Origin of the sequence: Streptococcus infantis (assembly GCF_047463635.1) — a bacterium.
Classification (GTDB): Bacteria; Bacillota; Bacilli; order Lactobacillales; family Streptococcaceae; genus Streptococcus; species Streptococcus infantis_W.
This window is the reverse complement of sequence record NZ_JASHDL010000007.1, coordinates 1-21482: the sequence shown is the minus strand read 5'-3', so window position 1 is coordinate 21482 and position 21482 is coordinate 1. Positions and strand designations below refer to the sequence as shown.

Below are 21482 nucleotides of genomic sequence, written 5' to 3'. Positions count from 1 at the left end.
ATTCTATCATTATACTGGTTTTGTAAGGAAAATTCAAATGGAGGTGACTCATTCCACTCCAACACTTGAAAACTTTTGAATTTCTGATATAATAGAACTACTCAAGGGAGTAGCTGGCGGTTAACCGCGATAGTGTCGTCATTACGAATTATTTCCGGCACTATATTAAACAGCGAGACTTGTTTTTTTAAAAAACAGGTCTCTTTTTTTGTAAAAAGAGGCCAAAAAGGAGGAGACTGTTTTGTCAAAAGAACAAAATAAAGATTTGTTTTACACACAATCTTCTGAGGAAGTCCTAAAGAATCTGGACTCATCTGTTGAAGGTTTGTCAACTGCTCAAGCTCAAGAACGCTTAGCGACTTATGGTCGAAATGAGTTAGAAGAGGGCGAAAAACGTAGCCTACTAGCTAAATTCCTTGATCAATTTAAGGATCTGATGATCATCATCTTACTAGCGGCGGCGGCACTTTCTGTCATTACAGAAGGAATGGACGGTTTAACAGATGCCATTATCATCTTGGCCGTTGTTGTCTTGAATGCAGCCTTTGGGGTTTACCAAGAAGGGCAAGCAGAAGCAGCCATTGAAGCTCTGAAAAATATGTCTAGCCCGATGGCTCGTGTTCGTCGTGATGGTCATGTGATTGAGATTGACTCAAAAGAATTGGTACCTGGTGACATCGTCCTGCTTGAAGCGGGAGATGTCGTGCCTGCAGATATGCGTTTGTTTGAAGCAGCTTCCCTTAAAATTGAAGAAGCAGCTCTTACAGGGGAGTCTGTGCCAGTTGAAAAAGATGTGACTGGACTTGTTGAAGCAGATGCTGGTATCGGGGATCGTGTTAACATGGGTTACCAAAACTCAAACGTAACTTACGGTCGTGGTATTGGGGTCGTGACCAACACTGGTATGTATACAGAAGTTGGTAAGATTGCGGATATGTTAGCCAACGCAGACGAAACTGAAACACCATTGAAGCAAAGCTTGGAACAATTATCTAAGGCCTTGACTTACTTGATTATTGTGATTGCCGTTATTACTTTCTTGGTTGGTGTATTCGTTCGTGGTGAACATCCATTAGAAGGCTTGATGGTTGCGGTTGCTCTTGCGGTTGCGGCTATTCCAGAAGGACTTCCTGCCATTGTAACCATCGTTCTATCTTTGGGAACTACAACCCTTGCCAAACGTAATTCGATTGTTCGTAAATTGCCAGCGGTTGAAACGCTTGGTTCAACAGAAATCATAGCATCTGATAAAACAGGTACTTTGACTATGAACCAAATGACGGTTGAGAAGGTTTACACCAACGGTCAATTGCAAAGCTCTGCAGCTGAGATTGCTCCTAGCAACAATACCCTTCGTATCATGAACTTTGCCAATGATACAAAGGTGGATCCATCTGGTAAATTGATTGGAGATCCAACGGAGACTGCCTTGGTACAGTTTGGTTTGGACCACAACTTTGACGTTCGTGAAGTTTTGAAGGATGAGCCACGTGTGGCAGAATTACCATTTAACTCAGAACGTAAACTTATGTCTACGATCCATAAGGAAGCAGACGGTACTTACTTTATCGCTGTTAAGGGTGCTCCTGACCAATTGCTCAAACGTGTGACTCGTATTGAAGTTAATGGGGAAGTTCGTCCTATCACAGAAGAAGATAAAAATGCTATCCTTGCTACCAACAAAGACTTGGCTAAACAAGCTCTTCGTGTTTTGATGATGGCTTATAAGACCAGCAACGAAATCCCAACCTTGGAATCTGAAATCGTTGAGTCTGACCTTATCTTCTCTGGTTTGGTCGGTATGATTGACCCTGAACGTCCTGAAGCAGCAGAAGCTGTTCGTGTCGCTAAGGAAGCGGGTATTCGTCCAATCATGATCACGGGTGACCACCAAGATACAGCAGAAGCTATTGCTAAACGTCTTGGTATCATCGATCCAAATGATACAGAAGACCATGTCTTCACAGGGGCTGAGTTGAATGAACTTTCTGATGAAGAATTCCAAAAAGTCTTCAAACAATACTCTGTATACGCTCGTGTATCACCTGAGCATAAGGTTCGTATCGTGAAAGCATGGCAAAAAGAAGGTAAGGTTGTTGCCATGACTGGTGATGGAGTTAATGACGCGCCATCACTGAAGACAGCTGATATCGGTATCGGTATGGGAATTACTGGTACAGAGGTTTCTAAGGGTGCTTCTGATATGGTCCTTGCCGATGACAACTTTGCAACCATTATCGTAGCGGTTGAAGAAGGACGTAAGGTCTTCTCAAATATCCAAAAATCTATCCAATACCTCTTGTCTGCCAATATGGCTGAAGTCTTCACCATCTTCTTCGCAACCCTATTTGGTTGGGATGTGTTGCAACCAGTGCATCTTCTCTGGATTAACTTGGTAACAGATACGCTTCCAGCCATCGCTCTTGGTGTTGAACCAGCTGAGCCAGGCGTGATGACCCACAAACCTCGTGGACGTAAATCTAACTTCTTTGACGGTGGTGTATTCGGAGCAATCATTTATCAAGGGATCTTCCAAACGATGCTCGTTTTAGGTGTTTATGGTTGGGCTCTTCTCTTCCCAGAGCACCAAAGTCATGCAGAAATCCATGCGGATGCCCTTACCATGGCTTTTGCAACTCTCGGTTTGATTCAATTGCTCCATGCCTTTAACGTTAAGTCGGTTTACCAATCAATCTTTAAAGTGGGACTCTTTACGAACAAGACCTTTAACTGGTCTATCCCAGTTGCCTTTGTCCTCTTTGTGGTGACAATTTTGGTTCCTGGATTTAATAATCTCTTCCACGTGTCACACTTGAGCTTGACTCAATGGATGGTTGTTGCCGTAGGAGCACTTATGATTGTGGTCCTTGTTGAGATTGTTAAAGCAGTTCAACGAGCACTTGGAAAAGATAAAAACGCGATTTAATCACTTATGAAAGGTCATCTTCGGATGGCTTTTTATTTATATAAAGATAAACTGCCAAAGATTTTGTGCTATAATCAAAGATAATGATATGGTATGGAGGAAAGAATCTTGGAAAAGAAAATTGTCAAAGATATGATGTTTTTATCGCAGGTATCTCAGCCTGCTAGTCAGGAGGATTTACCCCTAGCAAAGGATTTACAAGATACCCTACAGGCCAATCGTGAGACCTGTGTTGGACTAGCAGCCAATATGATTGGGGTACGAAAACGTGTCATTATTTTTAATATCGGCATGATTCCTATGGTTATGTTTAATCCCGTTCTCAAGTCTTTTGAAGGGCCTTACGAGACCGAGGAAGGTTGTTTGTCTTTGACAGGCGTGAGACCAACAACTCGATATGAAAAAATTACAGTAAGTTACAGAGATATTCATTGGCAAGAGCAGACCATTACCCTGACAGGCTTTCCAGCGCAGATTTGTCAGCATGAATTGGATCATTTGGAAGGTCGTATTATTTAGGCTCAAATCCTTGGTGCTCCTAGAAAAATATGCTACACTAAGACTATGAAAATTCTAATCCCAACCGCAAAAGAAATGAATACAAATGTTCCTAGTTTAGAGGCAAAACCTTTGTCTCCTGAGAGTCAGGCTGTTCTGGATGAATTAGCTAGATATTCTGCCCAAGAACTAGAGAGTTTTTATAAAATCTCTGCCGAAAAGGCGCAAGAGGAGTATGACCATATCCAAGCCTTGAAAAATGGAACGGCTAGAAACTATCCAGCCTTGCACCTCTTTGATGGACTTATGTATCGCAACATTAAACGAGAAAATCTAACCAAGAAAGAGCAAGCCTATCTGGAGAAACACCTCATGATAACATCAGCTCTCTATGGTGTGATTCCAGCCTTTGCACCGATTGCACCTCACAGACTGGACTTTTTGATGAAGCTTAAAATCGCTGGGAAAACCCTGAAAAGTCACTGGCAGTCAGCTTATGAAGAGTCGGTGAAGGGTGAAGAACTAATCTTTTCACTCTTGTCTTCGGAATTTGAAACTGTCTTCCCTAAAGAGGTTCGCGAGCAAATGGTGACCTTTAAGTTTATGGAAGACAGAGATGGAAAACTTAAAGTCCACTCAACCATTTCAAAGAAAGCTAGAGGTGCTTTCTTAACAGCCTTTATGGAAAATCAGGTGACTTCGGTAGAAGAAATCAAAAAGCTCAGCTTTGCAGGTTTCCGTTATCAAGAAGACCTGTCTACTGGCAAGGAATTGGCTTTTGTGAAATAGATTGAAAATAGAGTCTGTCCTAGGTTGTATCAGGGCAGGCTTTTTTATGATTTGACGCTTCTATTTTTAGTTCAGAATGGTAGGAATTTTCTCACAATTTTGGTATAATAGGACTATTAGAAAATTTCAAGGAGACAAACATGTCAGTTAAGATTGCTTTACTTGGATTTGGTACAGTAGCCAGTGGTGTACCATTCTTACTAAAGGAAAATGGAGAAAAAATCGTTCAAGCAGCACATTCAGAAATTGAAGTAGCCAAGGTTTTGGTCAAAGACGATGAAGAAAAAGCACGCTTGCTTGAGGCAGGAAATGATTTTAATTTTGTAACAAATATCGACGAAATCTTGTCAGACAAAGACATCACAATCGTTGTTGAGTTGATGGGACGTATCGAACCTGCTAAAACATTTATCACTCGTGCTTTAGAAGCAGGGAAGCACGTTGTGACAGCCAACAAGGATCTTTTGGCTGTTCATGGTGCAGAATTGCTTGAGATTGCCAAAGCTCATAATGTTGCTCTTTACTATGAAGCAGCTGTTGCGGGAGGAATTCCAATCCTTCGTACCTTGGTTAACTCACTAGCATCAGACAAAATCACACGTGTTCTTGGTGTTGTCAACGGAACATCTAACTTCATGATGACTAAAATGGTAACCGAAGGTTGGTCTTACGAGGATGCTTTAGCAGAAGCCCAACGACTTGGCTTTGCTGAGAGCGACCCAACCAATGACGTTGACGGGATTGATGCAGCCTACAAGATGGTCATCCTCAGCCAGTTTGCTTTTGGAATGAATGTCAAATTTGAAGATGTGGCCCATCAAGGAATCCGCAACATCACTCCAGAGGATGTGGCAGTTGCCCAAGATCTTGGGTATGTGGTTAAATTAGTAGGTTCTATCGAAGAAACACCATCTGGAATCGCTGCCGAGGTTACACCAACCTTCCTTCCTAAGGCTCACCCACTTGCAAGTGTCAATGGTGTCATGAATGCAGTCTTTGTGGAGTCTATTGGTATCGGTGAATCTATGTACTACGGACCAGGTGCCGGACAAAAACCAACTGCGACGAGTGTCGTAGCTGATATCGTTCGTATCGTTCGTCGTTTGAATGACAGTACAATTGGAAAAGCCTTCAACGAATATCATCGTGACCTTGTTTTGGCTCAGCCAGAAGATGTCAAAGCCAACTACTATTTCTCAATCTTGGCTCCAGATTCAAAAGGTCAAGTCTTGAAATTGGCTGAGCTCTTTAATGCAGAAGATATTTCCTTCAAGCAAATCTTGCAAGATGGTAAGCAAGAAGGCAAGGCTCGTGTTGTCATCATCACTCATAAAATCAACAAGGCACAACTTGAAAATATTACAGCAGCTTTGAAGGGTGTAGCTGAATTTGAACTTCTCAACACCTTCAAGGTTTTAGGAGACTAAGATGAAGATTATTGTACCTGCTACAAGTGCCAATGTGGGTCCAGGTTTTGACTCGGTTGGTGTAGCTGTAACCAAGTATCTAGAAATTCAGGTTTGTGAAGAACGTGAAGAATGGATGATCGAGCACCAATTAGGTAAATGGATTCCACGTGATGAACGTAATCTTTTGCTGAAGATTGCTCTACAAATTGTTCCAGACTTACAACCAAGACGTCTGAAGATGGTCAGCGATATTCCTCTTGCACGTGGGCTAGGTTCATCGAGCTCGGTCATCGTTGCAGGGATTGAACTAGCAAACCAACTTGGAAATTTGAAGCTAAGCCAGCATGAAAAATTGCAATTGGCGACTAAGATCGAAGGGCATCCTGACAATGTTGCGCCGGCTATCTATGGTAATCTGGTCATTGCGAGCTCAGTCGAAGATCAGGTTTCAGCAGTGGTAGCACCCTTCCCAGAGTGTGCTTTCCTAGCTTATATTCCAAACTATGAATTGCGAACTCGCGATAGTCGTGGTGTCTTGCCTAAGAAATTATCATACAAGGAAGCTGTTGCAGCAAGTTCTATCGCCAATGTGGCTATCGCAGCTCTACTGACAGGAGATATGGTCAAAGCTGGCCAAGCTATCGAGAGTGACCTTTTCCACGAGCGTTATCGTCAAGATTTGGTGCGAGAATTTGCGACAATTAAAAAAGTTGCTAAGAGAAACGGTGCTTATGCGACCTACTTGTCTGGTGCTGGGCCTACGGTCATGGTTCTAGCTGAGCCTGATAAGATGCCGAAGATTAAGGCAGAGCTTGAAAAACAACCGTTCAAAGGCAAGCTTCATGATTTGCAAGTAGACACACAAGGCGTGCGCGTTGAAGAAAAATAAATATAGCGATAGGATGGGGAAACTCTCTATTAGAGGGCTTCCTATCCTTTTTTTGAAAATGAAAGATGGGATATGAAATGTTTCCCACTTTTGCTGACCGATAGATGGTCAAGGGGGTATGAGATGGCAGAAATATATCTAGCAGGTGGTTGCTTTTGGGGCTTAGAGGAATACTTTTCCCGTATTTCTGGAGTGTTGCAAACCAGTGTTGGTTATGCTAATGGTCAGGTAGAAACTACCAATTATCAATTAATTAAAGAAACAGATCACGCAGAGACTGTGCAAGTTATCTATGATGAAAAGACAGTGTCGCTCCGTGAGATTTTGCTTTATTATTTCCGAGTCATTGATCCTTTATCTTTCAACCAACAAGGGAATGACCGTGGTCGTCAGTACCGCACAGGGATTTATTACCTAGATGAAAAGGATTTACCGACTATCTATGCTCTTGTCCAAGAGCAGGAGCGCATGCTCGGTCGCAAGATAGCGGTAGAAGTGGAGAAACTCCGTCACTATATCCTGGCTGAAGACTATCACCAAGACTACCTCAAGAAAAATCCTGGTGGTTATTGCCACATTGATGTGAGAGATGCTGAAAAACCACTGATAGATGCCGCCAACTATGAAAAGCCTAGTCAGGCAACGTTACGAGAAAATTTGTCAGAAGAGTCCTACCGTGTCACCCAAGAAGCTGCTACGGAAGCTCCCTTTAGCAATGCTTATGACCAAACTTTTGAGGAAGGAATTTATGTCGATATCACGACTGGTGAGCCCCTCTTCTTTGCCAAGGATAAGTTTGCCTCAGGCTGTGGTTGGCCAAGTTTTAGCCGTCCTATTTCCAAGGAACTCATCCATTACTACCAGGACTTGAGTCACGGTATGGAGCGTATCGAAGTCCGGTCACGTTCAGGAAATGCTCACTTGGGACATGTCTTTACAGACGGACCTCAGGAACTAGGTGGTTTACGCTATTGTATCAATTCTGCATCCTTACGATTCATTGCTAAGGATGAAATGGAAGAGGCTGGTTATGGCTACCTGCTTCCATATTTGAATAAGTAAAAAGATGGTGGTTTTTCCACCTTCTTCATTTTGAAAATATAGAAGGGACACATGAAACAATTACTTTCTTACTTAAAACCTTACCTCAAGGAGTCTTTTCTAGCACCCTTGTTTAAGCTGCTAGAAGCCGTTTTTGAACTCTTGGTTCCCATGGTGATAGCTGGGATTGTCGACCAATCTATCCCCAAAAAAGATCAGGGGCATCTGTGGCTGCAAATGGGTCTCCTCTTTGTTTTTGCAGTTATCGGCGTCCTAGTTGCCCTAGTTGCCCAGTTTTACTCAGCCAAGGCAGCTGTCGGCTTTACCAAGGAGTTGACCAATGACCTCTATCGTCATATTCTTTCCTTGCCCAAGGATAGTAGAGACCGTTTAACGACCTCGAGTTTGGTGACGCGTTTGACTTCAGATACCTACCAGATTCAGACAGGAATCAATCAATTTTTACGCTTATTTTTAAGGGCGCCTATTATTGTTTTCGGTGCCATTTTCATGGCCTATCGCCTCTCGCCTGAATTGACCTTCTGGTTCTTGGTCATGGTTGCCATTTTGACCCTTGTCATTGTCGTGTTATCTCGTTTGGTCAATCCTCTTTACAGTAGTTTGAGAAAGAAAACTGACCAGTTGGTTCAGGAAACACGCCAACAACTACAAGGTATGCGTGTGATTCGAGCATTTGGCCAAGAAAAACGAGAAATTGAACATTTCCAAGTACTCAACCAAATCTATACGGCTATCCAAATGAAAACAGGATACTGGTCTAGTCTCTTGACCCCATTGACCTATTTGATCGTCAACGGAACTTTGCTGGTGATTATCTGGAATGGTTATATTTCTATTCAGGGAGGCTGGCTCAGTCAGGGTGCTTTGATTGCCCTGATCAACTATCTCTTACAAATTTTGGTAGAGTTGATTAAACTAGCCATGCTCATTAATTCACTCAACCAGTCTTATATATCAGCTAAGCGTATTGAGGAAGTCTTCGCTGAAGAACCTGAAGATATTCATTCTGAGATTCAGGTGGGGAAAGTGTCTCGGAATCAAGTTTTACATGTTCATCACTTGAGCTTTACCTACCCAGATGCTGCCCAACCATCCTTGAGAAATCTTTCTTTTGATATGCAACAAGGGGAGATTCTTGGGATTATCGGAGGAACTGGTTCTGGTAAATCGACTTTAGTTCAGCTTCTTCTCGGTTTGTACCAACCGGATAGTGGTTGGATTGCCCTTTACCAGGCTGGGAATAGTCCTCAAAATCTTGCCCAATGGCGGTCTTGGATAGCCTATGTCCCTCAAAAGGTTGAACTCTTTAAGGGAACGATTCGTTCCAATTTGACCTTGGGTATGGAAGAACATGTCTCTGACCAAGAACTCTGGAAGGCTTTGGAAATTGCTCAAGCCAAGGACTTTGTCAGTGAAAAGGAAGGCCAGCTGGACGCAGAAGTCCAAGCAGGCGGTCGTAATTTCTCAGGTGGACAAAAGCAACGTTTGTCGATTGCCCGAGCAGTCTTGCATCAAGCACCATTTCTCATCTTGGATGATGCGACGTCAGCTCTTGATACTATCACCGAGTCCAATCTTCTGAAAGCTATTCAGGAAAACTTGCCAAACACCAGCTTGATCTTGATTTCCCAACGGACCTCAACCTTGAAGATTGCAGACCAAATTCTCCTTTTAGAAAAAGGTCAGCAATTAGCACTTGGAAATCATGAGGAATTGATGAAATCTAGTCAAGTCTATCGTGAAATCAATGCATCCCAACATGGAAAGGAGGACTAGAATGAAAGGTAAACATGCAAGTCAAACCCTCAAACGTTTGGCAAAAGATTTAGCAAGTCATCCCGTCCTTCTTTTCCTGGCTTTCTTGGGAACCATTGCCCAAGTAGCCCTATCAATCTATCTGCCAATCTTGATTGGACAGGTAATTGACCAAGTCCTAGTGACGAGCTCATCTCAGATGTTTTGGCAGATTTTTCTCCAGATGATATTGGTGGTGATAGGAAATACACTAGTACAATGGGCCAACCCTCTCCTCTATAATCGACTGATTTTCTCCTACACCAAAGATTTGCGAGAGAAAATCATTGAAAAACTCCATCGTTTACCGATTGCCCTTGTAGACAGACAGGGGAGTGGAGAAATGGTCAGCCGTGTAACGACAGATATCGAGCAGTTGGCAGCTGGACTGAACATGATTTTCAATCAATTTTTCATCGGAATTCTGATGATTTTGGTAAGCATCCTTGCCATGCTTCAAATTCATCTCTTGATGACTCTCTTGGTTCTGCTCTTAACACCTCTATCTATGGTCATTTCACGCTTTATTGCCAAGAGATCCTACCATCTCTTTCAAAAGCAAACGGAGACTAGGGGTATTCAAACCCAGCTGATAGAAGAATCCCTCACCCAGCAGAACATTATCCAGTCGTTTAATGCCCAGGAAGAATTTATAGAGAGACTTTATGAGGCAAATGATAGCTATGCAGGTTATTCTCAGTCAGCCATCTTTTATTCATCAACAGTCAATCCTTCGACTCGTTTCGTCAATGCCCTCATTTATGCCCTACTAGCTGGTGTTGGAGCCTTCCGTATCATGATGGGCTCCACTTTGACAGTTGGGCGTTTAGTAACTTTTTTGAACTATGTGCAACAGTACACTAAGCCTTTTAATGATATTTCATCGGTCTTAGCCGAGTTGCAGAGTGCATTGGCTTGTGCAGAACGTGTTTATACTGTTTTAGAAAGCCCTGAGATTACAGAAACTGGCCTTAAAGAATTGAACAGCGACCAAGTCAAGGGAGCTATTTCCTTTAAGCATGTTTCTTTTGGCTATACTCCAGAAAAAATCTTGATTAAGGACTTGTCTATTGATATTCCAGCTGGTAGTAAGGTTGCTATCGTAGGACCAACGGGTGCTGGGAAATCCACCCTCATCAATCTCCTCATGCGTTTTTATCCGATTAACTCTGGAGATATTTTGCTAGATGGTCATTCGATTTATGACTATACCCGATTATCATTGAGACAGCAGTTTGGGATGGTTCTTCAAGAAACTTGGCTCAAGCAAGGAACCATTCATGACAATATTGCCTTTGGCAATCCTCATGCTAGCCGAGAGCAGGTCATTGCAGCAGCTAAGGCGGCTAATGCAGATTTCTTTATCCAACAATTGCCACAGGGATATGATACCAAGCTTGAAAATGCTGGTGAATCCTTGTCTGTTGGTCAGGCTCAGCTTTTAACCATTGCCCGTGTCTTTCTAGCCATTCCAAAGATTCTTATCTTAGACGAGGCGACTTCATCCATCGATACCCGTACCGAGGTGCTGGTTCAGGACGCCTTTGCCAAACTCATGAAGGGGCGGACAAGCTTTATCATCGCCCACCGTTTGTCAACCATTCAGGATGCTGATTTGATTCTTGTCTTGGTGGATGGTGATATTGTCGAACATGGCAATCATCAGGAACTCATGGCGAGAAAAGGTAAATATTATCAAATGCAAGAAGCAGCTGCTTTTAGTCCAGAATAGACTTTTAATCGTTTATAAAGCAAATAAGCAAATACAGAATAAAAGTTGCCTTCGGGTGACTTTTTTGTTACAATAGCTAGAAAATTATCTAGTATGAAAGCTAATACTCAATGAAAATCAAAGAGCAAACTAGGAAACTAGCCGCAGGTTGCTCAAAGCACGGCTTTGAGGTTGCAGATAAAGCTGACGTGGTTTGAAGAGATTTTCGAAGAGTATAATTTAGAAAAGGAGCCTATTGATGAAAGTCTTTCAGCGTGTAAATATCGTGACTTGTGACCAAGATTTCCATGTCTACCTGGATGGTATCTTAGCTCTTGAAAATTCTCAAATCGTCTATGTCGGTCAGGAAAATCAAGAAATTCTCAAGCAAGCAGATCAAATCATAGACTATCAGGGTGCTTGGATCATACCTGGTTTGGTTAACTGCCATACCCACTCTGCCATGACAGGCTTGAGAGGCATTCGTGATGATAGCAATCTCCATGAATGGCTGGAGAACTATATCTGGCCGGCAGAAGCAGAATTCACACCAGAGATGACTACAAAGGCCGTTAAAGAGGCGCTGACAGAGATGCTCCAGTCAGGAACGACAACTTTCAATGATATGTACAATCCCAATGGAGTGGAGATAGAGAAGATTTATGAAGTGGTCAAGGCTTCCAAGATGCGTTGCTATTTTTCTCCAACCCTCTTTTCTTCAGACATGGAGACGACTGATGAGACCATAGCAAGAACACGAGATGTTATTGAGACAATCAAAGGCTATCAGAATCCCAATTTCAAGGTAATGGTGGCCCCTCATTCGCCCTATAGTTGTAGTCGAGAATTGCTGGAAGCTAGTTTGAATCTAGCAAAAGAAGAAGATATTCCACTTCATATCCATGTGGCAGAAACAAAGGAAGAGTCAGGCATTATCCTGAAACGTTATGGTAAACGTCCAATAGCCTTTCTAGATGAACTTGGGTATTTAGATCATCAGGCTGTATTTGCCCACGGTGTGGAGTTGAATGAAGCAGAAATTACCCGCTTGGCAGATTCGCAAGTTGCCATTGCCCACAATCCTATCAGCAATCTCAAACTAGCTTCGGGAATTGCACCAGTCGTCCAACTTCAAAAGGCAGGAGTGCCAGTCGGTATTGCGACTGACTCAGTTGCTTCTAACAATAACCTTGATATGTTTGAGGAAGGACGGACCGCAGCTCTTTTACAGAAAATGAAAAGTGGCGATGCTAGCCAATTTCCAATCGAAACTGCCCTCAAGGCTCTGACTATCGAGGGAGCTAAGGTGTTGAGAATGGAAGATGAGATTGGTAGCCTGGAAGTCGGCAAGCAAGCAGATTTTCTAGTCATTCAACCTCAAGGAAAAATCCATCTCCAACCTCAAGAAAACATGCTGTCTCACCTCGTTTATGCTGTCAAATCCAGTGATGTTGATGACGTCTATATTGCAGGTGAGCAAGTCGTGAGAGCTGGGAAGGTACTAACAGTAGATTTATAAAGTGATTTTTTAAGCTAGGTCAGTATCGACTTGACTTCGTTTGCTCTAACAAGCTTATTGAGTGGGTATTTATTGTGTAGTCCGTAAAGAAAAAAAGAAGACTCTGTAAGGTCTTCTTTTTGTTACATAATATTTAATTTGAACATTTTTGAAAGGGATACAGACCTTTATCCTCTTTTAATCCTTGCACGAACTAGGTCAAGTGCATAATGAAGTGTTTTATCTTTGATAAAAAAGAGTGTGATAGCGTAATAAGTATTCTATACTAGATAGTAATCGATAACCCAACGCCATTCTTTTGATAAAATCTGTGAAATCTTGTATAATAGATAGAACTGAAAGTATGAGGTTACGAACTATGAAAATGAAACAAATCAGTGATACGACTTTAAAAATCACCATGTCTTTAGAAGATTTGATGGATCGTGGAATGGAAATCGCAGACTTTCTCGTTCCGCAAGAGAAAACAGAAGAATTTTTCTATGCAATCTTGGATGAGCTGGAGATGCCAGATAGCTTCTTGGATACGGGCATGCTCAGCTTCCGAGTAACACCTAAGCCAGACAAGGTTGATGTTTTTGTGACAAAATCTAAGATCGACCAGAATTTAGATTTTGACGATTTGGCAGACCTTCCAGATATGGATGAATTGGCCAAAATGTCTCCAGATGAGTTTTTGAAAACCTTGGAGAAAACCATGGCAGAAAAAACCAAAGATGATATTGAAGCTATTCAATCTTTAGAGCAGGTTGAAAAGGAAGAAGAAGCAGCACTTGATGAAGCCCTCGAAGTAGAAGAAGGAAAAAGAGAGCCTTATATCTACTACATCTTACATTTTGACGATTTATCTAGTTTGGTTTCTTTTGCCAAAACGGTTGACTACCAAATGGAGACTTCAGAACTTTACAAAATGAACGACCAATACTATCTAACAGTTTTGGTTGATGTAGAAGATCATCCAAGTCTTTATCCAGCTTGGTTATTGGCTCGCATGCGTGAATTTGCTGATGATAGTGATATCAGCCGTTCAGTTCTCCAAGAATACGGTCAAATCATCATCAACCACGATGCTGTCCAAGGACTCCAAAAAGTTTAATCTAGAAAAAGAGGTTGGGACAAAAGATCCCGACCTCACTTTTTATTAGCAATCAAACTTTGACGCGGTAGATGATTGAACTTTTTGTTCGTCTTTTATACTCTTTGAAAATCAAATTCAAACCACGTCAGCGTCACCTTGCCGTACTCAGGTACAGCCTGCGGCTAGCTTCCTAGTTTGCTATTTGATTTTCATTGAGTATTAGACTCCAAAAAGCTCCTAATCATCCTCGCGGGGCTGGGACTACGAAATCGAGACTTTGTCTATCGATTTCTGTCCCACCCCCCGCCTTTTGTTATCTTCTCTGTAAAATCTATTTTTTAAAAATTGGATACAGTTTGTATTCAAAAAATTGCTATATTATAATTTGATAGCAGAATTAAAATTTTAGCATAATTTCATGAAAATTTTCTGAATGGACAAAGGTTAGTACGAAGTAGAAAAAAAGTCCAAAAAATAAGGTAAATTAGTAGCTTAAAAGTAAGAAATGGGGTAGAATGGAGGAAGTTACTTTCGGTAGTTTAGAATCGAATTGACTGACAAATCTTTTAGGTGTAAATGTTGCTACAGCAACGATTTTACTAAACTATTATATTTTTTTTGTTTTCAAAGTATAATTTTAGTTTATATTTGAAAATAGATAAAATTTGAATCAGTTTTTGAAAAGAGCCCTCATATAGTTTTTGAATCCTAGCAATTGGTATTCCTATGTCTTCCAATCTTGCTAAAATTGATGAAAAACGATATGATAGAATGAAAAAAGCGAGGTGAAATATGGACCAAAGACGGATTCAAATAGAAACACAGCAGATTCTTGAAGATGTACTAGACAAGGCTTCTTTACAGGAGGGAGCACTATTTGTCTTGGGTTTGTCTTCGAGTGAAGTGCTGGGAGGACACATCGGAAAAGATTCGAGTCAGGAAATCGGTGAACTTATTGTCAAGACTATGTTGGAACTGTTGACGGCTAAGGGAATTCACCTGGCTGTTCAAGGTTGTGAACATGTCAATCGGGCTTTAGTTGTTGAACGAGAAGTAGCTATAAAACATCAGTTGGAGATTGTGAGTGTACTCCCGACCTTACATGCAGGAGGTTCTGGTCAATTGGCCGCCTTTCGCTATATGAAGGATCCCGTGGAGGTCGAATTTATCAGGGCAGATGCTGGTCTAGACATTGGTGATACAGCTATCGGTATGCATATCAAACATGTTCAGGTACCCATTCGACCAGTCTTAAGAGAGATTGGTCTGGCTCATGTGACAGCACTTGCTAGTCGACCAAAACTCATTGGAGGGGCGCGTGCTCAATATCCAATAGATCACATTAGAAAGATTTAAAATGAAAAACAGAAAAATGCAGTTTGATAGAGTCATTAAATACTCTATTCGGAAGTTCTCAGTTGGTGTAGGTTCTGCGGTTATCGGGACATTTCTTTTGGGGGCAAATAACTTTTTAGTTGAAACTGTTGCAGCTAACGAAGTAGCGACACCTAGCCAAGTTCATTACCGTTATTTGGCTGAGCAAGAATTGACAGAAGCAGAAAAAGCTTTAATCCATCGCGAACTTCCTTCTGATTTAAAGCAAGATGATGTTGTCTATCTTGTTTACAGAAAGAAGGAAGTGAATTCTCAACAATTGCCGAACACTGGAAGCGAGGAGTTAGCACTGGCAACTCTTGGATTTGCAACAGCGTCTTTGGTTGTTGTGGTGATGTCTAAAAAACACCGCAATAAAATGTTGGGTCTTCTCTTTATTGGAGCGCTAGGTGGTAGTTACTTTATCCCTCAGTCAGCTCAAGCATTTGAGAATAAAATCCTAGTGTCCTACAATCAAACGATTGCAGCAAGTAGTCAAGAGGACTTGGCAAAAGGTGTCATTCAAATCGAAGGATACGAATACGTCGGTTACTTTAAAGCATCAGATTTCCAAGACCAACCAGAGAAAATTGCTACTGCTAAAGGAACTCAAGAAGTAGGCCATGAAGGTGAATCTCTGGTTCAACCAGAATTGCCAGCTTACACAGGTGAGATTAGTACTAAAGGAACTCAAGAATCAGGCCATGAAGGTGAATCTCTGGTTCAACCAGAGTTGCCAGCCTACACTGGCGAGCTTACAGCCAAAGGAACGCAAGAAGCAGGCCACGAAGGCGAATCTTTGGTTCAGCCAGCATTGCCAGCCTACACCGGCGAGCTTACAGCCAAAGGAACCCAAGAAGAGGGTCACGAAGGCGAATCCCTAGTTCAGCCAGCATTGCCAGTCTATACCAGCGAACTTAGCGCTAAAGGCACTCAAGAATCAGGCCACGAAGGCGAATCTTTGGTTCGACCAGAGTTGCCAGCCTACACCGGTGAGATTAGCGCTAAAGGAACTCAAGAAGAAGGCCACGAAGGTGAATCACTGGTTCAACCAGAAGCCCCAGCCTACACCGGCGAGATTACATCCAAAGGTACTCAAGAATCAGGCCACGAAGGCGAATCTTTGGTTCAACCAGAATTGCCAGCCTACACCGGTGAGATTAGCGCTAAAGGAACTCAAGAAGAAGGCCACGAAGGTGAATCACTGGTTCAACCAGAAGCCCCAGCCTACACCGGCGAGATTACATCCAAAGGTACTCAAGAATCAGGCCACGAAGGCGAATCTTTGGTTCAACCAGAATTGCCAGCTTACACAGGTGAGATTAGTACTAAAGGAACTCAAGAATCAGGTCACGAAGGTGAGTCTTTAGTTCAGCCAGAATTACCAGCCTATACAGGCGAACTTAGCGCTAAAGGAACTCAAGAATCAGGTCATGAAGGTGAATCCCTAGTTCAACCAGAAGCTCCAGCTTATACCGGCGAGATTACAGCCAAAGGCACGCAAGAAGAAGGCCACGAAGGCGAATCTCTAGTTCAGCCAGAAAACCCCGCCTACACCGGCGAAATCACAGCAAAAGGAACTCAAGAAGAAGGCCACGAAGGTGAATCCCTAGTTCAGCCAGAATTACCAGAGTATACAGTAGCTGAAGCAACTATCACAGAAACTGAAACTGTAGAAGTTCCATATACAAGAGAGTATGTAAATGACGATACTCGCTACACTGATGAAGAAACAGTAATTCAAAATGGTCAAGCAGGAAGTCAGCTGATTCATCGTGTCTATAAGACAGTCAATGGCCAAAAAGTTGGGGACCCAATCAGCACGAGTACAGAAACTGTTAAGGCTCCAGTAAACGAAAAAATTAGTCGTGGTACCAAGGCTATTGAAGGTAAAGTTGAAGAAGTTTCATTTGAAGAAATTCCTTTCGAGACAAGAACAGAAGTAGACAGCACTCTTCCGAAGGGAACAGAAGTTGTTGCTCAAGCTGGTCAAAACGGTAAGAAAAAGATTACCAAAGTCTATAAGACTCTTAAGGGCGTGAAAACTGCGGATGCTCCAACTATTTCAGAGGAAGTTGTCGAAGCTGCGCAAGATCGTCTCATTAAGAAAGGTGATCAAGTCCTCGCTGCGCCAACGTTGACAATTACTCAAATTGATAAAGAAGAATTAGAGCGTAGTGCCAAGGTTCGTTACCAATTGGTCAAACCAACAGGTGTAACCATTAAATCTCTTGAAGTTGTCTTGAAAGACGGAGACACTAGCCTTCAAACAGTCAACATGTCTGAGGGAGATTTGACTGCTAATCTTACAGACTTGAAATACTACAAGGACTACAAGATTGCAACCAAGATGGTTTACGATCGTGGAAATGGGAACGAAGAAGTTGTTCTCACGGAAGAACCACTGCGACTTGATCTCAAAAAAGTCGAAGTCAAAAATATCAAGGAAACCAGCCTTATCAGTGTTGATGACCAAGGTGTAGAAACTGATAATAGTCTATTGTCAGCTAAACCATCAGATGTTAAACCTTATTACTTGAAAGTGACAACTCATGATAACAAGGTTACAAGACTAGCTGTTGACAAGATTGAAGAAGTTACTGTAGATGGTAAAACATTGTACAAAGTAACTGCCCAAGCCCCTGATTTAATTCAGCGTAATTCAGACAACAAGTTCAGTCAAGAATATGTCCATTACTTTGCTAAGCCAAAAGCTCATGAAGGTGATGTTTATTACGATTTCAATGATCTTGTAAAGGCCATGCAGGACAATAAAAATGGAACATTTAAACTAGGTGCTGATCTTAATGCAGCTAATGTTCCAACACCAAATAAACAATATGTACCTGGTAAGTTTAGTGGAACTTTAACAAGTGTTGAAGGAAAGCAGTACACAATCCACAATATGGCTCGTCAATTGTTCGATAATATCGAGGGTGGCTCGGTTACAAATGTTAACCTAGGTAACGTTGATATCAATATGCCTTGGGCTGAAAATATTTCACCACTTGCAAGAACGATTAAAAATGCTACAGTTGAGAATGTCAAGGTGACTGGTAGTGTTCTTGGTAAAGATGGTATTGCTGGTATTGTCAATAAAGCAGATGTTGGTGGCCTACTTAAAAATGTCGCATTCATTGGTAAACTTACTGGTGTTGGTGACAAAGGCTGGGATATTGGTGGTATTGCCGGTGAAATTTGGAGAGGGAATATCAAACACGCTTATGTAGATGCTGATATTACAGCAAATAAAGCTCGTGTTGGTGGTCTTCTTGCTAGATCTGATAATGGTTCGGATCCTAATGGAATCGACAAGTATGCTTCTGTTCGTAATGCTGTTACTAAAGGAACCATTAATGTTAAGACACCTGTTGAGGTTGGTGGATTCATTAGTAAAAACTGGACATGGGGTAGAGTTGCTGATACTGTTTCAATGATGAAAGTTGAAAATGGTGAAGAGTTCTACGGTTCAAAAGACTTAGACGAAGAAGACGGTTACTATACAAACGATTGGATTGAGCGAAACTATGTTGTTAAAGATGTCAGCTCTGGTAAACGTTCATTCAAACGTTCTCGTACTAACAGAATTCAAGAAATCAGTCTTGAAGAAGCAAATAAAAAGATCGCTGAATTCGGTATCACTGCTGATACGTTTGAAATTAAACCTCTTGTTGAGGATACTCTCAATAATAAGAAAGTAAAAGCTGATACTTATAAAGATACTCAAGATTACGATGCCTCTCGTGAACTTGCCTACCGTAATATCGAAAAATTACAACCTTTCTATAATAAAGAATGGATCGTAAACCAAGGAAACAAATTGGCTGCAGGCAGTCCTCTCTTGACTAAAGAAATCTTGTCTGTAACTGCCATGAAAGGCAATGCCTTTGTGACAGAATTGGCTGATGCTGACCACATTTTGGTGCATTATGCTGACAAGACCAAAGACATCTTTACTGTTTCTCTGAAAGAATCTAAGGTTAAACAAGTGAAAGAGTACAGCATTGCTGAACTTGGAGAAGTTGTTTACACACCTAATATGGTTGACAAAGACCGTAGCGATCTTATCAATGCTATCGTTGAAAAATTAAGTCCAGTTGAGCTACAATCAGATCCAATTTACCAAAAACTTGGTAGAACAGGACCAAATAAAGTTAACGCTATCAAAGATCTTTACCTAGAAGAAAGCTTCAAAGAAGTCAAGGATAATCTGGCTAAATTTGTGAAACAGTTGCTTGAAAATGAAGATCATCAATTAAACACAGATGAGGCTGCTAAACGTGCTTTGATCAAGAAAATTGATGATAACAAGGCAGCGGTTCTCCTTGGTCTATCTTACCTTAACCGTTATTACGGAGTAAAGTTTGATAACTTCAATATCAAGCAACTCATGTTGTTCAAACCAGACTTCTATGGTAAAAATGTAAGTGTGTTAGACTTCTTGATTCAGATTGGTTCTAAGGAAAGTAACATTAAAGGTGATAGAACTCTAGAAGCTTATCGTGAAGCTATCGGTGGAGTTATCGGTGGAGTTATCGGTATCGGCGAGTTAAACAGTTTCTTAGACTATAATATGCGTCTATTCACAGAAGACAAAGACCTAAATGATTGGTTCATCAAAGCAACCAAAGACAATGTCTATATCGTTGAACCAAAAACAACAACTCCTGAGTTTGCCGATAAGAAACACAGAGCCTACGAAGGTTTAAACAACGATGTGCATGGTAAGATGATCTTGCCACTCTTGAACTTGAAAGATGCCCATATGTTCTTGATTTCAACTTACAATACAATGGCTTATAGTTCATTTGAAAAATATGGTAAGTATACTGAAGCAGAACGTAATGCCTTTAAAGCTGAAATCGATAAGGTTGCAAAAGGTCAACAGAATTATTTAGACTTCTGGTCACGTCTATCAATCGATAAAGTTCGTAATCAACTTTTGAAGAGCAACAACATGGTTCCAACACCTGTTTTGGATAACCAAAACTATAAAGATATTAGTACTGATAAATACGGTCACACTAATAGTGGTAAAGATGTGGCGCCTATCCGTGAATTATACGGACCTACAGGACGTTATCATGCGACTGACTGGCGTATGGGAGCTGTGGCTCGCGTTTATCAGAATCCATATAAAGATGATTCTGTCTTCTTCATGGTTACGGATATGATTAGTGACTTTGGGGTTTCTGCCTTTACCCACGAAACAACTCACGTAAATGACCGTATGGTATACTTGGGTGGCTCAAGACACCGTGAAGGTACTGATTTGGAAGCATTTGCACAAGGAATGTTGCAAACTCCATCAGTATCAAATCCAAATGGTGAATACAAAGCCCTAGGTCTCAACATGGCTTATGAACGTCCAAACGATGGCAATCAATGGTATAACACCAATCCAAATGATCTGAAGTCACGTGACGAAATTGATCGTTACATGAAGGGCTACAACGACACTCTTATGCTTCTGGATTATCTTGAAGGAGAGGCTGTCCTCGATAAAGCAAATCAAGATTTAAACAATGCTTGGTTCAAGAAGGTTGATAAGCAATACCGAGGAAATAACACCAAGAACCAATTCGACAAGGTTCGACCTTTAAGTGATGAGGAAAAAGCTATTCCTTTACGCACAGTAGATGACTTAATTACGAACAACTTCATGACTAACCGCGGTCCAGGTAACAGAGTTTATAATCCTACTGACTTTGATTCTGCTTATGTGAATGTTCCAATGATGACTGGTATCTATGGTGGTAATACAAGTGAAGGTGCTCCAGGAGCGATGTCATTTAAACACAATACTTTCAGAATCTGGGGTTACTATGGCTATGAAAAAGGCTTCCTAAACTATGCTTCTAACATGCTAAAAGCTGAATCTAAAAAAGCTGGTAAAGATACTCTAGGTGATGACTTCATCATTAGCAAGATTTCTGAAGGAAAATTCAACAATCTTGAAGAATGGAAGAAAGCTTACTTCAAAGAAGTGGTGACAAGTGCCAAAAATGGAATTCAATCTATTGAAATTGATGGTAAAACATACAATAGCTATGAAGACTTGAAACGTGCATTTGCTGAAGCAGTTGATAAAGATAAGGCTACTCTAAGTAAGGGCTCTGTCAAATTTGATAATACTGTTGCTTTGAAAGAAAAAGTCTTCAAGAAACTTCTTCAACAAACAGATAGCTTTAAAACTTCTATCTTTAAATAATCCAAAACTCTCATCTGCTTATTAGGGCTCTTTGTCAACTGTAGTGGGTTGATAAAAAGTTATAACGGCTCTTTGTCAACTGTAGTGGGTTGATAAAAAGTTATAACCTGGAGAGGACCAACATGGTTCTCTCCTTTTTGATGTTCAAAGCAATGAGGATTCTAGTTTTAAAGTTTTCAAAGTTCCGGAAGCCAAAAGCATTGCGCTTGATGACCTTAATGA

13 protein-coding genes are annotated in these 21482 nt (G+C 41.3%); 12 read left to right on the top strand and 1 reads right to left on the bottom strand.

Annotated elements, in window-relative coordinates; translation table 11 throughout:
- The first annotated feature begins 241 nt into the window (after positions 1 to 241).
- The 12 genes from QM867_RS05505 to QM867_RS05450 all read left to right on the top strand — a co-directional run bounded on the left by QM867_RS05505 (position 242) and on the right by QM867_RS05450 (position 21260).
- Complete coding sequence (locus QM867_RS05505; RefSeq protein ID WP_414315306.1) at positions 242 to 2926, top strand: cation-translocating P-type ATPase; 2685 nt, start codon at positions 242 to 244, stop codon at positions 2924 to 2926.
- A gap of 108 nt (positions 2927 to 3034) precedes the next feature.
- Entirely contained in the window at positions 3035 to 3445 is a 411-nt protein-coding gene (locus QM867_RS05500) for a peptide deformylase (protein ID WP_248035228.1), read from the top strand.
- 45 nt (positions 3446 to 3490) lie between these two features.
- Entirely contained in the window at positions 3491 to 4213 is a 723-nt protein-coding gene (yaaA, locus tag QM867_RS05495; protein ID WP_414315305.1) for a peroxide stress protein YaaA, read from the top strand.
- A 140-nt stretch (positions 4214 to 4353) separates the two neighbouring features.
- Positions 4354 to 5640 carry a homoserine dehydrogenase gene (locus QM867_RS05490; protein WP_414315304.1) on the top strand — a complete coding sequence of 429 codons (1287 nt, stop codon included), beginning with the start codon at positions 4354 to 4356 and terminating at the stop codon, positions 5638 to 5640.
- A 1-nt stretch (position 5641) separates the two neighbouring features.
- Positions 5642 to 6511 carry a homoserine kinase gene (gene thrB, locus QM867_RS05485; RefSeq protein WP_414284381.1) on the top strand — a complete coding sequence of 290 codons (870 nt, stop codon included), beginning with the start codon at positions 5642 to 5644 and terminating at the stop codon, positions 6509 to 6511.
- Between the two features lie 123 nt (positions 6512 to 6634).
- Complete coding sequence (gene msrB / locus QM867_RS05480; protein ID WP_414284383.1) at positions 6635 to 7573, top strand: peptide-methionine (R)-S-oxide reductase MsrB; 939 nt, start codon at positions 6635 to 6637, stop codon at positions 7571 to 7573.
- 51 nt (positions 7574 to 7624) lie between these two features.
- The gene (locus tag QM867_RS05475) at positions 7625 to 9349 is read left to right on the top strand and encodes an ABC transporter ATP-binding protein (RefSeq protein ID WP_414315303.1); all 1725 of its coding nucleotides are present in this window, start codon (positions 7625 to 7627) and stop codon (positions 9347 to 9349) included.
- A gap of 1 nt (position 9350) precedes the next feature.
- A complete protein-coding gene (locus QM867_RS05470) occupies positions 9351 to 11099 on the top strand; it encodes an ABC transporter ATP-binding protein (RefSeq protein WP_414315302.1) in 1749 nt (582 codons plus the stop codon).
- A 238-nt stretch (positions 11100 to 11337) separates the two neighbouring features.
- Positions 11338 to 12597, top strand: coding sequence for a TRZ/ATZ family protein (locus QM867_RS05465; protein WP_414315301.1), 1260 nt, complete (start codon positions 11338 to 11340; stop codon positions 12595 to 12597).
- Between the two features lie 358 nt (positions 12598 to 12955).
- Positions 12956 to 13693: an adaptor protein MecA gene (gene mecA / locus QM867_RS05460; RefSeq protein ID WP_281335364.1), complete on the top strand. Its 738-nt coding sequence runs from the start codon at positions 12956 to 12958 to the stop codon at positions 13691 to 13693.
- Positions 13694 to 14467: 774 nt separating this feature from the next.
- On the top strand, positions 14468 to 15031 hold the full coding sequence (locus tag QM867_RS05455) for a TIGR01440 family protein (protein ID WP_153225322.1): 564 nt from the start codon (positions 14468 to 14470) through the stop codon (positions 15029 to 15031).
- A gap of 1 nt (position 15032) precedes the next feature.
- Positions 15033 to 21260, top strand: a complete 6228-nt coding sequence (locus tag QM867_RS05450) for a ZmpA/ZmpB/ZmpC family metallo-endopeptidase (RefSeq protein ID WP_414315300.1) — start codon at positions 15033 to 15035, stop codon at positions 21258 to 21260.
- Between the two features lie 100 nt (positions 21261 to 21360).
- On the opposite strand, the gene QM867_RS05445 is transcribed toward QM867_RS05450, so the two are convergent.
- The coding region (locus tag QM867_RS05445) for a transposase (RefSeq protein ID WP_414276697.1) at positions 21361 to 21482 on the bottom strand (122 nt) is incomplete at its 5' end.

Coding starts and splice junctions, on each gene's coding strand:
- thrB (WP_414284381.1), top strand. CDS start 5,642: ATGAAGATTATTGTACCTGCTACAAGTGCCAATGTGGGTCCAGGTTTT.
- QM867_RS05465 (WP_414315301.1), top strand. CDS start 11,338: ATGAAAGTCTTTCAGCGTGTAAATATCGTGACTTGTGACCAAGATTTC.
- QM867_RS05475 (WP_414315303.1), top strand. CDS start 7,625: ATGAAACAATTACTTTCTTACTTAAAACCTTACCTCAAGGAGTCTTTT.
- QM867_RS05490 (WP_414315304.1), top strand. CDS start 4,354: ATGTCAGTTAAGATTGCTTTACTTGGATTTGGTACAGTAGCCAGTGGT.
- msrB (WP_414284383.1), top strand. CDS start 6,635: ATGGCAGAAATATATCTAGCAGGTGGTTGCTTTTGGGGCTTAGAGGAA.
- QM867_RS05450 (WP_414315300.1), top strand. CDS start 15,033: ATGAAAAACAGAAAAATGCAGTTTGATAGAGTCATTAAATACTCTATT.
- yaaA (WP_414315305.1), top strand. CDS start 3,491: ATGAAAATTCTAATCCCAACCGCAAAAGAAATGAATACAAATGTTCCT.
- mecA (WP_281335364.1), top strand. CDS start 12,956: ATGAAAATGAAACAAATCAGTGATACGACTTTAAAAATCACCATGTCT.
- QM867_RS05455 (WP_153225322.1), top strand. CDS start 14,468: ATGGACCAAAGACGGATTCAAATAGAAACACAGCAGATTCTTGAAGAT.
- QM867_RS05470 (WP_414315302.1), top strand. CDS start 9,351: ATGAAAGGTAAACATGCAAGTCAAACCCTCAAACGTTTGGCAAAAGAT.